This window comes from Wenjunlia tyrosinilytica, from assembly GCF_014646055.1.
Lineage (GTDB): Bacteria > Actinomycetota > Actinomycetes > Streptomycetales > Streptomycetaceae > Wenjunlia > Wenjunlia tyrosinilytica.
Window position 1 is genome coordinate 1 of record NZ_BMMS01000065.1, and the last position, 15643, is coordinate 15643.

The 15643-nt window shown below is 67.5% G+C and carries 10 protein-coding genes and 1 pseudogene; 6 read left to right on the forward strand and 5 right to left on the reverse strand.

Annotated features, from left to right (window positions below):
• Positions 1–427: 427 nt before the first annotated feature.
• The 4 genes and pseudogenes from IEY86_RS34525 to IEY86_RS34540 all read right to left on the reverse strand — a co-directional run bounded on the left by IEY86_RS34525 (position 428) and on the right by IEY86_RS34540 (position 5546).
• A complete protein-coding gene (locus tag IEY86_RS34525) occupies positions 428–961 on the reverse strand; it encodes a hypothetical protein (protein ID WP_189135857.1) in 534 nt (177 codons plus the stop codon).
• Positions 962–1548: 587 nt separating this feature from the next.
• A pseudogene (locus tag IEY86_RS34530) lies at positions 1549–1950 on the reverse strand (AfsR/SARP family transcriptional regulator); the annotation flags it as partial.
• Positions 1951–3141: 1191 nt separating this feature from the next.
• The gene (locus tag IEY86_RS34535; RefSeq protein WP_229699030.1) at positions 3142–4131 is read right to left on the reverse strand and encodes a CehA/McbA family metallohydrolase; all 990 of its coding nucleotides are present in this window, start codon (positions 4129–4131) and stop codon (positions 3142–3144) included.
• A 590-nt stretch (positions 4132–4721) separates the two neighbouring features.
• Positions 4722–5546 (reverse strand): hypothetical protein, encoded by an 825-nt coding sequence (locus IEY86_RS34540; protein ID WP_189135858.1) that lies wholly within the window; start codon positions 5544–5546, stop codon positions 4722–4724.
• A gap of 199 nt (positions 5547–5745) precedes the next feature.
• Between IEY86_RS34540 and IEY86_RS34545 the strand changes: the two genes are divergently transcribed.
• From IEY86_RS34545 to IEY86_RS34555, 3 genes are all read left to right on the forward strand, one after another.
• Positions 5746–7347, forward strand: coding sequence for an ROK family protein (locus IEY86_RS34545; RefSeq protein WP_189135859.1), 1602 nt, complete (start codon positions 5746–5748; stop codon positions 7345–7347).
• Between the two features lie 588 nt (positions 7348–7935).
• Positions 7936–8580, forward strand: a complete 645-nt coding sequence (locus IEY86_RS34550) for a winged helix-turn-helix domain-containing protein (protein WP_189135860.1) — start codon at positions 7936–7938, stop codon at positions 8578–8580.
• On the forward strand, positions 8577–9995 hold the full coding sequence (locus tag IEY86_RS34555; protein ID WP_229699031.1) for an MFS transporter: 1419 nt from the start codon (positions 8577–8579) through the stop codon (positions 9993–9995). The genes IEY86_RS34550 and IEY86_RS34555 overlap by 4 nt, the downstream gene beginning before the upstream one ends.
• Positions 9996–12152: 2157 nt before the next feature.
• Here IEY86_RS34555 and IEY86_RS34560 read toward each other — a convergent pair.
• Positions 12153–12374 carry a hypothetical protein gene (locus IEY86_RS34560; RefSeq protein WP_189135861.1) on the reverse strand — a complete coding sequence of 74 codons (222 nt, stop codon included), beginning with the start codon at positions 12372–12374 and terminating at the stop codon, positions 12153–12155.
• A gap of 914 nt (positions 12375–13288) precedes the next feature.
• On the opposite strand from IEY86_RS34560, the gene IEY86_RS34565 reads away from it, so the two are divergent.
• The 3 genes from IEY86_RS34565 to IEY86_RS34575 all read left to right on the forward strand — a co-directional run.
• Positions 13289–14029, forward strand: coding sequence for a helix-turn-helix domain-containing protein (locus tag IEY86_RS34565; RefSeq protein WP_189135862.1), 741 nt, complete (start codon positions 13289–13291; stop codon positions 14027–14029).
• 188 nt (positions 14030–14217) lie between these two features.
• Complete coding sequence (locus tag IEY86_RS34570) at positions 14218–14685, forward strand: ImmA/IrrE family metallo-endopeptidase (protein ID WP_189135863.1); 468 nt, start codon at positions 14218–14220, stop codon at positions 14683–14685.
• Positions 14678–15643: MAB_1171c family putative transporter (locus IEY86_RS34575; protein ID WP_189135864.1), on the forward strand; the 966-nt coding region annotated here is incomplete at its 3' end. The genes IEY86_RS34570 and IEY86_RS34575, both read left to right, overlap by 8 nt.

The following is a 15643-nucleotide window of genomic DNA, read 5'->3' on the forward strand; positions in this document are numbered from 1 at the left end:
CACCTCCCCCAACGGCACGGGAGCCGCGTGCGTTGCGGGCGCCGATTCCGTCACCCGATCAGTGACCGCGCTGAAAAAGCTCAGTGACCGCGCTGAAAAAGCTCCCTCACCGCCGGGCCAACTCCTTTCGTCCGGCGCAGGCCGACGGCGGGGCTCCCCCAGCAGTGCGTGGGGAGCGCGCGCCACCGGGCGGGATCGCTCGTACACACAGTCGATCGCCGATTGACCGGCCACGGGGATGCCGCTGCTGGGACCCGGAGGTCCAGGACCCGCCACCGGCCGCCGCTGCGGGGCGAGTGGCGTAGCGTGACAACGGCAATCAGCCCCCGGCGTTGGGCCTCGTTGGGCCTCCCCGCCCCGTCGGCGACCGCTATTCCGAGTCCATGTGCGTCCAGTGTCCCGGATTTGCCATCGCGGCAGTTTACTCTCAGTGCACCAGGCCGGAGCCGGTGAGCTCCCACGTGATCGGCCCCTTGCCGTCACCCTTGATGTCGTAGACGACAGTGGCGTCCGACGACCACCAATAGGCCGGATTGAATTTCTCCTCCGAGGTTGAGCAGGTCACGCCGACGGAGTTGGCGTACTCCTTGTTGAGGTCCGTCGTGAAATCACACGGCGTGACAGTCACCACCGAGTCCGAGCCTGAAGGAGCAGACCGCCGTTCCAAGCGGCTGATGATCTTGAACGAGTCGAACCTGGTGCTGTTGTCCTCGACCTGGTCTTCCTCTATCTGCCAGTGAAGAGTGATGTCGGACCGAAGCTCATCGCCGTCCAGGCGAGCGCACACATCCGCACCCACCAGGGTGGTCGGTTTACGTCCCGGAAGGTCGATGGATCGCGTATTGGGGGCCGGAGAGCATGTCTGCTGCGCGGCGCCGGCCGGGTGTGCTCCCATCAGCACGCTCGCGAGGGCCGCCGTCGCGACGGCGGCTGCGGCGGTACATCCTGTGATTGTCTTCATCCGTTCTCCCTGAGTAGTGGGGCGCAAAAGGTGTGGACTGCTCTTGAGCGGGTCAAGTGAAGCCAACCAACCCATTGCAGCGGTGAGCTACTAGACGTTAATTGAGGTGGCTCTTTACTCGCTCTTTCGGCAGCGATGCTCACGGCTTCAGGGAGTTGGGGCAGCAGGGACAACCGATGCAGCCTGATATCTGCCGGAACGTCACAGGCAGTGCACGGATGCATAGTTGCATGCTCAGATCTGCCTGGTGCGCGTTGTCAGCTGTGTTGTGCCACAGGGCCGTCTGGCCGGGGCTCCCCCGGCGTACCGGCATTCCGGCACTTACCGACAAGCACGATCGACAGGGGCTCGCAGCGGAGGCTTCGATCCGCCGCGAACTTCCATAAACATGTCACGGGCATCGGTCGCTGATCGGTCATCTGGAGACGGATCGGCGACCGACAGCCCGGCTCGGGTTTGGAAATGTTTCGCGTGCCCTATGGTTCCCAGCGCCCCGGATCCTCGGTCGCCTCGGGCCGCCCGCGCCGATTTCGTGGCTGCCTCGCGGCGCGCCGGGGGCACCGGCCCGACGCGACCAAGGCGAGGTCCTATGTGTCTGCTGTGTCCCGACGCAGCAGACACGCGTGCAGATCCCGCAGCGGCGGGCCCGGCTCGTCACCGACCTGCTCGATCAGCTGGTTGCGGAGGGCGGCACAGCGTTCCAGGGCCTCTGCGTGCTGCCCGCCCCGGTGCAGTGCGACCATGAGCGGGCCTGTGATCGTCTCGTCCAGAGAACGTTCCTCGGCCAGGTCCATGAGATCAGGCACCAGTGCCACGTGCTGTCCCGCACGCAGCCACGCCGCAGCGGCGGCCGTGCGTGCAGCAGGCCACTCCCGGCTCAGCGCCTCGCGCACCCTGTCCGCCCAGGCGGACGCTACATCCGCCAGCGGTGGGCCGCAGAACAACTGCACCGCGTACTGGTAGAGGTGCGCGGCGGGACGCCGTCGTCCGCGCTCTGCGCCTGCCGGACCAGGTGACTGAACCGGCGGAGATCAACCAGCTCCGGTACCCCTCGTCCGGAGGACTGCCGTGAAACGGCGGGTCCAACTCCATCAACCGCTGTTCCCTGTGCTGCTTCGCCGCCCTGGCGGCACCCCCTCCGGCAGACCGGCGTGCTGGTAGCTGTGGGGGCCGTGAGCCACAACCACCATTCGGCCTACCTGCCGAACGAGCTGGGCGACCGCGAGACCACCCTCGCCTGGGTGCCGTTTGGGGCCGATGAAGACGCTGCACGAGTTTGTGTGTCGCGATCATGACGCTCGGCCACACCAGCGACCGCTCATCCGTCATCGACAAGCACACGCGCGCCAGGCACAGACGTGCGCGAGGAGTCAGAGCGCGGCGTTAGCGTGTGGCACGAAGGTCTCCTAGGCGGAGCGGTTCCCGGACAGCTCCACTCCACAATCGGAGACCTCAGCTTTTGGCCAGATTTAGACCGTGTCGTCGTAGGAACTCAACCAAGCTGCCTGGGCGGTACAACTAGGCTGCGCTGGTGCCCCGGCACCGGCACCCCCCGTACCCGGGGCCGGGGCTACCTGCTCACCAGCTGCCTTCCTATGCGGCGCGCTCGGCCCCGCATGCACGGCATGCACGCGGGATCTCGTCTGGGCGGTGGGTCCGGGCCGCCCGATGGACAGCGATCAGCCCGCCCAGGAGGCCACAGCGCGCCCTGGGCGCCCGGGTGGACTCCCGCGGCCCGGGACCGGATCCATCCCCGGATGGGCGGGTATGGGCCGTGCCCCCCCGCCCGGGCCACCCCGCGTCCACCGCCGCTCATAAGGTGCCGGCGGGTCCCGAACGTGTACCAGCAGGGCTCCGCTGGCCAGCTCCTTCCAGGGTAGTCATCGGCCGCTCCCCCACTGGCCGTCTCTCCTGCCCGGGCCGGGCTCGCCGGATCGGACGGCTGCGCCGATGTCACCGGCCCCGGCACATTCTTCGCCGGCGCCTGAAGGTGACGGTCGAACGAAACCGCTGTCCGGGCTTGATACGACGCGCAGTCATCCCACTGCAAGAAATTTTCGTCAGCTGAGCGGTCGGTCGTTTCCCGACGCGCAAACGTGCCGCGCAGGGCGGCCGGTGCGCCGTCTGGGACACCGATGCACGGGCAGTGCACTTGGCGCCTGCGGCCGCCCTTTGGGTGTTCAGGCGCGCTGAGCCGTCGCTCGTTCAAGGACTGGCACTGAGGGGCTCCTTGTGGCGGAGGGTGTGGAACCTGGTCCCAGATGGATCGGGTTGCTCCAGGCACGTCCTCCGGCCATGTCCTCGACGGTGACTCGGCAGTATCCCCGCCCGAACATCGCAACAGGCAGGGAACACTGCGTCAGTGCCTCGCCCTCGATCACCTGCGCACCCGGGGCACCTCCAGTGACCAGCACTTTGCGCACCGGCGAACAGTGCACCGTCAGCGAGCCGTCATGGAGCCGGATGTCGTGCAGCTCGGGTCCGGTGCTCGCGTAGTAGTGGCCGGCTTTGAGGGCGGCAAGGAGCGCCTCCGGGTCGAGTGATGCAGCGCGTACCTGGACCCAGGCTGCGCAGCCGGGCGGGTCCTGGGGCTGGAAGTGCGCGTCGTCGGCGGCGTAGGCGCTCACCCTGTGGCCTCGGTTGAGCAGGATGTCAGTCAGGTGCCAGCTGTCGCCCCGGTCCTCGCGAGCCGACAGCGCATTGTAGACCTCGACCGCGTGGGCAGCGTCCAGGCTCTGGGCATCGGCGACAGTGAGCAGCGAGGCCGCGGGGTGGGCCATGCCGATGAACGCGCCCGCGGCTCGTGCCCGGCGAGCCAGTTGCGGTCCGCTCTCGCCGGGCTCCGGGGGTGGGAAGCCAAGTGGCAGTCCGACAGCGACGATGTGCCACTCCGAAGAGAATTCGGTGCGCGGGGCATGCAGCTCGGCGCCCAGCAGTGTCGTGAATTCCTGGGTGCGCAGCAGCCGGGTGTCCGTCAGAGGGAATCCGTACTCGGTCCGGAAGTGATCGGTGACGGCCAGGAAGTCGTAGCCGGCCTCCCGGTACAGGCGCGCGACCTCCTCGGGTGACAGCGCCCCGTCGGACCGGTTGGAGTGGGTGTGCAGATTGCCCCGCCAGAAGCGACCGGGCCGGTTGAACGGCACATCGGTCATGAGCTCCTGTTCGGTCATGCGTCCTCGTTTCGTGTGGCGGTGGATGGGATCGCTGCGGGCCGGGCTTGGCTTCGTGCGCACTGCTCCGGGGGCAGTCGGCAGCGGGGACGGCAGTATCTGTCACGGATCTGCGGGGACCGAGGCCAAGGTGGTGAAGGAGTCGGCCCGGAGGCGCCCTGGTGCCGGTTGGTTATCCGGCGGAGAATTAATGCGACATTTCGCTGACCAGGGGGACGGCATGGAGCGAAGGCCGCCCCGGTCCCGGGGATTTGCGACGCCACGGCGCGGTCGACGGCGCGATCGGCAGATCATCTGCGGTGTCGATGTCGAGTCACCACCCCTACTCCGGACGCAGCACCTCATACCGTCTGTTCATATGCTGCTTCAGTCGGTGGTGGTCGGTCTACGCTGGTTGCGGCACCGAGGGGGAGGTACATGGCGCAGGACATAGCCATCTCGAACTCTGTGAGGGAGTTCATCCGTCGACTCGAGACGGAAACAGTGAAAGCTCTGGCCACGGACATGAGGCACGCAGTCAGCCGATTAGAAGGGGCGGAGGCACCCAAGGGACACCGCTACACCGTGCTCCCGTGCGGGTTCACGATGCTCTACCGGGAAATGGCACCCGATGAGGTCGACGAGTACCGCATGGGCCCCGGTTTCGTGGTCGTGGAGCTCGGCGACTTCGAGGACTTCCAGTAGTCCGAGGCGGGGGAACACGCGCGCCCAGCCGACGCGGCGGAGTCCGACGCCAGGCAGACTCGGACATCCAAGGGCTTATCCGGTTTGGGAGGGTTGGCGGCGTAAGCGAACACCGTGAGGCCGAGGATCGCCGCAACCGACGCCCACGCGAGGTGCTTGCGCATTCGCAGGAAGAGTTCGCGCGTCCAGAAGTAGTTCGCGCATTGCACGACGTCCCGCGCCGCCGCTCTCAGTTCCGACGCCTGGGCTTGGGCTTTCCGGCGTTGCGCCTCGGGCGCCGCGGAATCGTGAGCGAGACGCACGGCATCCTGCAGCCCGGTGTGCAGCTCGCTGATTGTGGGCGCCACATGGGCGTAGAGCTCGTGACGGTTGGCCTCGATTTTCCGTTCGAGGCGCTTGAAGTCCCGCTCGCTCCTTCGGCCATTGAAGATCGCGTCATGGTGGTCGTCGGTGAATGCGGCGAGGGTGACCCAGTCCTGGGACAGGACGGCGGTGGCGCTGGTGGCCATGTAGCCCAGCGAGCCGAGGGTCACAGGTATCGAGGCGAGAGAGGCCCATAAGCGCCAGGACCCTGCGGCCAGCTCCCCCAGGCCTGTGAGCTGCAGACCGGCGGCCAATGCTGCCGCGATGGCGGCGAACGCCGCCAGCAGCCATTTGGCCGTGGAGCGCAATGTCTCCAACGCCGCGTCATATCCAGCACCCTGCATGGCCTGATCTGGGCTTTCGAACATGCCAACTCCCCCGTCAGCACTGTCGTCAACGGTTGACAACATACTTTGGGACACTACATAATCGGTCCAGACCTGACAAGCATCGCGCCCGGCGGAGACCGCCCTGCGGCGCGCACGGGAAGTGGGCAGGCCCATGCAGACGATCGGTATCCGCGACGTTTCAGGCGACTTACTCAAAAGAGCCGCAACGCTGGGCGACATGGTCGGGATCACCAATGATCGCGTCCTCGCCGGTGTGCTGCTTCCGCTGAGCGACAGCACTGCCGAGCGGCTCATGCAACGCAATCTCGGCCGGATCGAGGAGGCCATCCGCGCATCCGAACGAGAGACGGCCGCGGGCGAACTCACCAGTCTCGACGCCGCTCTCGCCGAGGAGCGACCATCGCAGAGCGGCAGGAGGATGCCGTCCCGAGTCTCGATCCGCCAACTGTCCGGAGCCCGGCTCAAGCAGGCCGCCGAAGCCTCCGAGGTGCTGGTCGTCACCCACGCCAACGAAGCACTCGCCCTCCTGATCCCTGTCACCCTGCAGTGGACCGAGCGCCTGGTCGAACGCAACCTCTCCCGCATCCGCAACAGCATCGACCGCGGCGAGCAGGAGATCACCAGATCCGGGCTGACTAGCCTCGACGACTTCCTCCGCGAATTGAGCGCCGAACACGAGGGCCTGCTCACCGAGGACCAGATCGCCGAGGCAAGCGAGGTGCTACCCCCGCTGCTCTTCCCCCAGGATCCCCTCAAGCGGCGGATCGTCGGCGTCAAAATCATCACTGAGGGCGACCGCAAGCGCGTGGTGGGCATGGCAACCGACAACTTCGCCCGACCCGTCACAGACCCGGTCGTCCTGCCGCTCCCCAGCCTTGATGAGGAACAGGTACTCGCCTGCGTCACCAACGTGGTCACTCAGCTGGGCTCGACCCTGGCTCCCAAGGGCAAGTACGTCGCCGGCGTGGGCATGCAGATCGCCGGCCACGTCCACGACGACGACGTCGTGGCAACCCCCGACGCCGACTGGCACCACTTCGCACTCGCCGACAGGGCCCAGGACCTGCTCGGGGTGCCGGTCATCCTGGAGAACGACGCCAATGCCCTGGCTGCGCGCGCCCAGCAGCGTCACGACATCGGCAAGGACGAACACGCCGCGGTCATCCTCATCACGGAGTGCGGGGTCGGTGCAGCATTCGTCGACGGAGGCCAGGTCCGCCGAGGATCCCGAGGCGTGGCCGGGGAAATCGGCCACATCCCCGTCGCAGCGGCACAGAACGCCCAGTGCCGCTGCGGACGAACAGGCTGCCTGGAAGCGATCGCCACCCCGCACGCCATCATCACACAACTGCGTGAACAAGGATTCTCCGGCGACTTCGGGGACGCCGTGGAAGCCGCCAGGGACCTCGACAACGACCTTGTGCGGCACGCCTTCACCCAAGCGGGCGCGGCCCTGGGGCGGGTCCTGGCAACCATCCTGATCATGTCCAACCCTTCCACGACCGTGCTGTACGGGCCGGAAGCCCTGGTGGGCACCGAGCGCAGATACCGCTCCCTGACGCAGCCGCAGGCCGACACCGACTCCGCAGCCCTCCCCGCGGACGAACCCCCGCTCAACACCGCGGCGGGCTTGTTCATGCACGCGCTGGCAGTGATGGCACGGGCCCGCTCCGTCTCCACCGCCTTCGAGGACTGCGAACGCCTGTTCATTCGTCACACCACCGATGTCGACGGCGCGGCAGCGGCCGCCGAATGCCTGCTCCAACGACTGCCCTCACGTCTGGCGCCCGAACGCCGCCCCCGGCACGGGGTCGCCTGAGCAGTGCGTGGCTGCGGCCTCGCACCATGCGGACCCCAGCGAGGCCACATCCACGCACGACCACGGCGAAGCCCCCTTGCTGCGGTGAGCGGGAAGAGGCGGTAGTGGCCAGATCAGGACGGCTCCGACCTGCTCCGACGAGGGCTGTCGCCGCACGGTCGGCGCCCAGCTCAACCTCGCGGAGGCCCGCCACCGCTCGCCCGACGCGTCTTCTTCGGCCGGCGCGGCGAACCGCGCCAGCACTACCGCGAGGGCATGGAAGACCGGCTCGGCCGGTTCGGCCCGGCGCTGACCCCGTGGTGCTGCTCAACAGCCTCGCATCGGCACCGTCAAACATCTCGCCGCCGACGCCTTCCCCGTCACCGACGACCTGCTCGCCCGGCTCTCACCGCCCCAGTACGACCACATCAACTTCTCGGCCGCTGCGCCTTCGTGCGGCCGCCGGCGCCGGGACTGCGCCCATTGCGCGACCCGCACGGTGACAGCGACGAGCATGAGGATCGGTGACGGGGACCTACTATCAGCTCTCCAAAAGAACTTCTGCAAAAATCCTTTTGGAAACTGTCCGGGTGGCTCTACCCTCCCGTCATGGTCAGCCAAGAGCACAAACGCGTACTCGATCCAGAGCAGGACGCGGCAGCCCTGAAGGCCCTCACGCACCCTCTGCGTATCCGGCTGCTCGGGTTGCTGCGGCAGGACGGCCCGGCAACCGCGAGCGAACTCGCGGTCAGGACCGGGGAGTCATCCGCCTCCACCAGTTACCACCTGCGGGTTCTGGCGAAGTACGCGTTCGTCGCCGAGGCCGAGCACCGTGACGGGCGGGAGCGCCGCTGGCAAGCGGTGCACTCTGTGACCTCCTGGAGCAACAAGGCCATGGAAGCCTCACCAGGAAGCCGCGCCTTCGTCAGCTTGTCGCGAAGGCGTCAGATCGAGCACCTGGAGGCATCCCTGGTCCGGCACGAGGCCGACATCACAGCCGGGCGGCTGGGCCAGGAGTGGATGGAGCCGTCCGGGATCAGCGACCTGATGCCCCGTCTGACCCCCGAGTCGCTCACCGAACTGTGGGAGGTGCTCGACCGGAAGCTGGAGGAACTGACCACGCGCGACGCGGGCGATCCGCGCGCCGCACAGGTCGTGCTCCTCACAGCAGGGCTGCCCCTGGCTCCGCGCGACCCCGGCGCCGAACCGGAAACATCTGCCCCTGCGCAGGCAGATCCCGAGGACGCGTCATGACCAGGACACCGGACTTACCCACCGCACGGCGCCGCTACGTCACGGTCAGCGTTCTGTTCTGGCTGCCGCTGGGACTGAGCATCGCTCCCCAGATCCTGCTCTTCACCGAGCGCGGCATGGCCATGGCGGCCATCTCGGGCTTCTTCGCCGCGCACTCCCTGACCGCCGCCGCACTGGAACTGCCCACCGGAGGACTGTCCGACGTCCTCGGACGCCGCGCTGTCCTGGCCGCCGCCGGCCTGCTGAACCTGGCCGCCCTGACCCTCATGGGCCTGGGCAGCACTGCCTTGCCGCTCGGACTCGGCATGGCCCTGATGGGCGCGGGCCGCGCCCTGTCCAGCGGACCGGCCGAAGCCTGGTACGTCGACACCGTCCACGCACACTCCGGGCCCGGCGCCGAACTGCGCACCGGCCTGGCCCGCGGGTCCTCCGCGAGATCCGCCGCGCTCGCAACCGGCACCCTGCTCGGCGGTGCCCTGCCCTGGCTGCTCGGACTCGGTCCCGACCTCGGAGCCCGACTGAGTGAGGCGACGTCCGAGCTGGTGTTGCCTCTCTCTGTCCCGCTGCTGCTGGGCGCGGTGGTCGAGATCGCCTTCGTGCTGTACGCCTTGACCGCTCTGCCCGAGCCGCCCCGGCCGGCAGCCACCTTGCGTGACGTAGTCCGGGGCGTCCCAGTCACAGTCTCGGGCGGACTGCGCCTCGGCGGAAGCGACGCGCTGGTGCGCCGGGTCCTCCTCAGCGCGGGGGCCGCCGGCAGTGCCCTGGCCGCGATCGAACTGCTCACACCCGGCCGTGCCGCATCCCTCACGGGCGCATCGGAGTCAGGCGCGGTGCTCTTCGCCGCACTCGTCTGCGCCGGATTCGTCTGCTCCGGTATCGGCAGCCACCTCGCACCGCTCACCGCCCGGCTCGCGGGCAGCGGCGAGCGTGCCGTCATGGTGAGCCTCGGCACCAGCGCGAGCGGACTGCTTCTGCTCGGCACCACCGCAGCGTTCACAGGAAGTGGGTCCATGGTCCTCGCGGCTACCGGCTACGGCCTGGTCTACCTCGGGCTCGGCGCGGCAGGGCCGAGCGAGAACGACCTCCTGCACCGCCGTGTCGCCGGTTCAGGCCGGGCCACCGCGCTGTCCGTCCAGTCACTTGCTCTGCAACTGGTGGCAGCTCTCACCGGCTTGATCGTTGGGGACCTTCCACCAGGCCCACTGCCCTGGCTGCTGGGAGGCGCCGCGTTGCTGGCTGGAGCTCTCCTGTGGGTTCACGACAGCGGACCCACACCCGGGGCTCCGGCGGCGACGCCTCAGCCGCACGCCATGTCGAGCTCCCCGAGCCCCGACGACTCCCATCACCATCAGCCAGTTGGCGATCGATCGCGCGACGGCCGACAGCCCGGAGACCGCGCAAGCGTGCGGGAGTGAACGCCGAGGCGCCGAGCGCCGTGCGGACCCACGGATCGTTCGCACGGTGCTCATCCATCGACCGACTGATGAGCAGGATCGGGAAATGAGGATTCGCGATCGGATCATCGACGGGTCGCGCTTGCAAACAGGCCGGCGATAGCGCCGCCTTGACCACCATGAACTGGTGGTCACTGCGCGTACAGTGCGTCTTCTTGACCTTCACTCCGACTCTGTACTTGGTCTTTCCAGAAATGGAGTACCCCTTCCGGGGCGCACGGTCCTTCGGGAAGCGGTTTTCCGCTTCCCGGATAACCCAGCATGGATCCCGTTCGCCCAACCGACGATCTCGGTCGTCGTCACTGCGGCCCATTTGAGGCCAGGGCCCGCGGACCGCCCAGCGACCAGGCTTTCCGCTCCGCTGCACGGAACGCTCGCTGCCCGCAGGTCATGCGGGATCGCCGCGTTCTCACCTCCTGCACGAACCGCTCGGCCGCCTCCATCCGCGGCGGTTCTCGGAAGGACCGGCGCTCGGCAGTCAGCCCGCCGCCCAGCGCATGCCTCATGCAGACGGCGTTACGCAGGGATCACCGCGGAAGGAGCTGCCCGACACCGACGCGAGCGGAACCGCCCGATCGTCCCGAGGAAGAACGATGCATCCTGATCACCATGCAGAGCCATGCGGCGTGGCGCGGGACCCTCAAAGCCGTCCTCTTCCCGCCCTGAGCGAGGCACAGATCTTGCACACCCCGTCCTTCAGAAGGATCGCCGAGTGCGTGGAGCATGCCGCGCGCGACGCGTTCCCAGAAGCCTGGTCCGCCTGCTCGCCTCCGGAACTGCATCGCTCACATCGAGAGTCCAGGTCCAGCGATTTCGGCGAATGGAGCGCTCCACAGTCGCGGCAGGGCTCTCGGCACGTACGGCAGGCACCATCGACAACCTCGTTCGCGTCGCGTCCCAGCCGGCAGTACTGGCAGACGATATGACGGCTATTGACCGCACTCGGTGTTTGCTTCTTCTCCGGCCGTGGAGGCCGCACCGGCAAGTTGGACAGGCGGCCTTTCAGGAATCGGCCGGAATGCTTGACCCCATCCTTCGGAGGATTCTCCAGCAGGTAGGCGCGCAACGCATTTGGTAACCAGCCTTCGTCGAACGCTGCAACGGCCAGGTCGACCAGTGCATCGAGATCACGTCGGCCGATTGCCAGTTCCGCCCGTGTGTCTCCCAGTCCGACGAGTAGTTCCCGAGCCTGGCTCCGCTTCTCAGGCGAAGTTGCCGCGACCGTTGGCCACACGAGGGGGGAGGGGGAGGTGTTCCCCCTCCCCCAGGGGGGTGAGGGGGGAGGGAGGTTATGCCGACTGCCCCATCGGGGCACGCAGGGTGACCTGCGGAGACGTCACTTGGTCCCCCTGGCTCATCGCGAGGGCCCGCATTGCGGCGTGCCGCATTGGGACAGATGGCGCCACCAGGGGTTTCCGGCTTGTCCACAGGCTGGACGGTCACCGCCTCCCCGGATGGGGCAGGCGGCGTGACGTGCATCAGTTCCATCGGTGGAACCGGCACCGTGCCGGACCAGGCCGGGTTGTTTCCCCGGTCCTCGAACACCACGTATGCCTGAGCGGCGACGGTGCCGTCCGGTCGCCGTCCCTGGCTCACCGCGATCCAGCCGGCGCTCGCGATCGCGTGCAATGCCGCCCGCACCGCCTTGGTCCCCGCCACCCGTCTGTTTCCCGTACGCCATTGGAGCTGCCGCACCATGTCCACTACACCGGAAATGCCGAACGGCGTGCCCGTCGGCAGCAGCCACAGGAGCTTGAGCAACGCTTGCTCGAGGGGTTGCAGGACAAGAATTTCAGCCGGATAGATCGCTTGGCGCTTGAGTTCGACCGCTCGCACGATGGCAGGTTCGGGTGTCTGGCCGCCCGCAGGTTTCGGAAGGATGGAGGCGCTCACCGTTCATCCCCCTATGCAGAAGGCACCCAACCGTGGACGGACCCTCCCCAGCTGCGGGGTTGCCGCTGCCACATGATGGTATGCGGGCGTGGTCACGAGTCGGCACCCCCGGGTGTCGTGCGCTCAACACTCGGCCCCCTCCATTGTCGGATTGCGCAGAAGTGCTTGTTTCCGCCGGGCCGACCATCCCTTCAGTCGCAGTAGATGGCGAATCGAAGCCCTCGGTCACGGATTCATTCCCCCGTCGGAATCGCCATCGGGATAGGAGAGAGTGTGAGCATAAAGTTCCAACTCCACGAACCCTTCACTGCGCTGAAGGGAAGGCGCGGTAGCCGAGTGACGACTTCGGATCAGCAAGGCGATGCGATGTGCGCTTGCCTCGTCGGCGGCTCTTATTCGAACCTGCGCCACGCCAATCTCCTCGAGGAACGCCCTGCCTTCTCCCATCACGCCTCCTGAAGCTGGGTCCCGTGTCAGGCTGTTCCGTGGCTCTCAGGAGCCGTCGGTGCACGGGCGTTGGTGGCGAGGTGACTGCGAGGGGAGTCCGCTGTGCGGACCGGGGCAGCGGCGCGGCACGACGCTGGTGCGAATCGGTGATGCGGGTGAGTGCGACGAGTCACAACCTCCCCTCTTGCCGCTCTGTGTCCGACCTTGTGGCAGGCGCCGTCCCGGTTGTCCTGCGCCCGCACCCAGGCAATCCGTTCGGCCTGACCCGTTTGGCGGCACCCGGGTCGGCTGATCGCCCTGTGCAACGGCTGCGGGGGAATGCTCGTGCGGCACCTGCCCTCCGGACCGTTCTCCAGTTGAACACGCTGACGCGGCCCCCGATCCGGTCATCCAGGCCTTCTGGCAGCGACCCCATCGCCGCGGTGGGCATGGGGCCACAGGGTGACACCCAAGCCTGAGGTATTCGGCACGATCATGCCGAGAGCTGCCAGAGGTGCGCACCTACTTCAGCCGCTCCCCGGTCGCCCACGCGTACGCCCCCCAGCCAATCGCCCCGCGCCTGGTCCCGCGGTCGCCCGCCACTCGGAGCCGGGTTGCCCTGAGAGCGGCGATCGGCTCACCTGACGGCACTTTGAGCGCCTGCGGGCGCGAACCTCTCTGTCCACCGCCGTCGGCGCAGCATGATCCTGACCCACCGACACGAAGATGTCAACTATAGTTAATCAATGTCGATGGCCCTATGCTCCTCGACCTGCCCTTGCGGCCCGGCACTGCGAGAGTGCTATCTTCGACACGCCCGTCTAGCAACAATAGTTGACACCCTGCGAAGGCCTCGGCACCGCAACCCGCTCCGTGCTGCAGCACCCGCTACTGGCGACGACTCCCCCTCGACGGAAAGGGCGGCGTTGCATCCCATGAATCCCAACGCGCGCCGGGGTGTCCCACCACCGTTGATTGCCCAGCGGCTCAACCGACTGTTCGAGGTCATCTTCCCGGCCGGCCAGCGACCATGGTCGAACACCGACGTCTCCTACAGCACCGGAGTCCCGGAGCCGGTGATCGCACGACTGCGGCAGGGCCTGCCCCTCGAAGAGCACGACGGCGATCAACACCCCCGCTTCGTGGCTCGGCTGACGTTCCTGTTCGCCACCCGTACCTCCCCCACCACGGGCCGGGGTTACACCAACTCGGAGGTGGCCAGAGCGGCAGGGATCACTGGGGCCTACATCGGCTACCTCCTCAGCGGCAAGCGCGGCCCCACCCTGGCTGTGACCGAGGCACTCGCCCAGGTCTTCGGCGTATCGGTTGCCTTCTTCACCGACGACACCCTGACCGCACTGGCCAGACGCTTCGGGGTCACCGTCGACTACTTCACCGACGACGCCACAGCCGAAGCCGTGGGAAGGGATCTCGAAGCGCTCGAACACGCTCGCGCGGACAACCTTGTCCAGGTCATGGGCAGAACCTCAAGCATCGGCGCCGTCAAAGGCAGCGATCTCGACTCGATGGTGGAACGACTTCGCGCAGACTCCAAGCTGCAACGGATCCTGGGACGGCTATTGCAAATGCCCGGTCGTAAAGTGACCGCTGTCGATGTGATGACCGAGCAGCTCAACAGCGACAACGACGCTCAACCCGAAGGTGGCACGGACTGACCGGGAACCAGTGCCGTACAAGCTGTCCAGCACCACAGGCCGCGATCGTGCAATGGAGGGTGACCATGGGGGGCGCAGACGGACACCCCCATCGGTCCGGGGAACTGAGCCGCCGCCAAGCGCGTCGAGCACTGCGCCGGGCGCTCAAACGCTCACGTCGCCACCTGCGAACCCTCAAGCTCCCCGCGGTGGACTGTGTCGAAGGCCTGGTCAACGCCGTCGCCGAGCGACGCGGCCGCCCCATCGACCTACGATCGCAAGCCATGCCCCCGGGCAAGGCCTCGGCGTACTGCGAGCAGACACCCACCCATGACGTGATCGTCTACGACGCCCTGACCAGCCCGTTCCATCAATGGCATCTGATCTGCCACGAGCTCGCCCACCTGCTGTGCGACCACAAGCCCGATCAACCCGTAGCGGACGACGACGTCATCCGTGCATGGCTGCCTCACCTGGATCCATCGGTGGTGCGTGTCGTGCTCGGGCGAGCCATGTCGCTCGTGGGCCGCACTGTCTACGCCGACCCGGCCGAACACGAGGCCGAAGTGCTCGGCACTCTCCTGCGCCAACTGCTACCCCAACGCCCAGAAGAGGCCACCTCCGCCCGAGTGGCATCCGCCCTCGAGCACCGACGCACCGGAGCGGACCGTGTCTGAGACGCCGTACAACGTCAGCTACCTGGCGATCGCCGCACTGGCCACGCTCGTCGTCCTGTCCAAGCTGCGCGCGTTAAAACGCGACCCCACGCCCACACTGGCCGCAATCACCGCCGCCACAGCGTGCGGGGCGATCGCCTTCTTCCTCGGTGCTCCTGTCATCTACCGAGCGGTCGCGGCCGCGACCGGTGCCCACAACCTGGCCACGCTCGGCGTCTACAGCTTCGTGATCGCATTCGGAGGCATCGCCCAGGTCCTCGTGCTGTTGTGGGCATCGCCCCGCACCGACTCCCAGTCCCTCTGGGACGCCATCCGCCCCCGCGTCATCGGCTACGTCCTGCTTCTGGCCGCCATGGCCACTCTGTTCTTCCTGGGGGACACCGACGGACCCGAGACGCCGCTGCACTTCGACGTCACCTACGCCGACGAGCCCACCATCCTCGCGTTCATGTCCCTCTACCAAGCGGGATACCTCGTCGGCCTGCTGACCATCGCCGGCGCCTGCCACCGCCAAGCCCGGCAGATATCCGACCCCCACTCGGCGGCACGGCTCGGACTGCGCCTCGTCTCCGTCGGATGCCTGATCGCCTCCGGCTATGCCATCTGCAAGGCCATAGCCCTGACCGCCGCAGCCGCAGGCAACCACGATCTGGACTTCCTCAGCGACAGCACCGGGCCGGCCTTCGCCTTCTTCGGCTCTGTGTTCATCTGCATCGGATTCTGGCTGCCCGTCCTGCGGGTGCGCTGGAACCAGTGGCAAGCTCTGCGCACGCTGCGCCCGCTGTGGCAGGCCGTCCACGCGGCCGCCGCGGAGCTCTCTCTCGACCCCGGAGCCTCCGCCGTTGACCTGCTCGCGATGCGCGACCTGGAATGGCACCTGGACCGGCGCATGGTGGAGATCCGCGACGCCCAGCGCGAACTGCGGCGATGGATGAGCCCGAAGACCGAGCAGCACGTA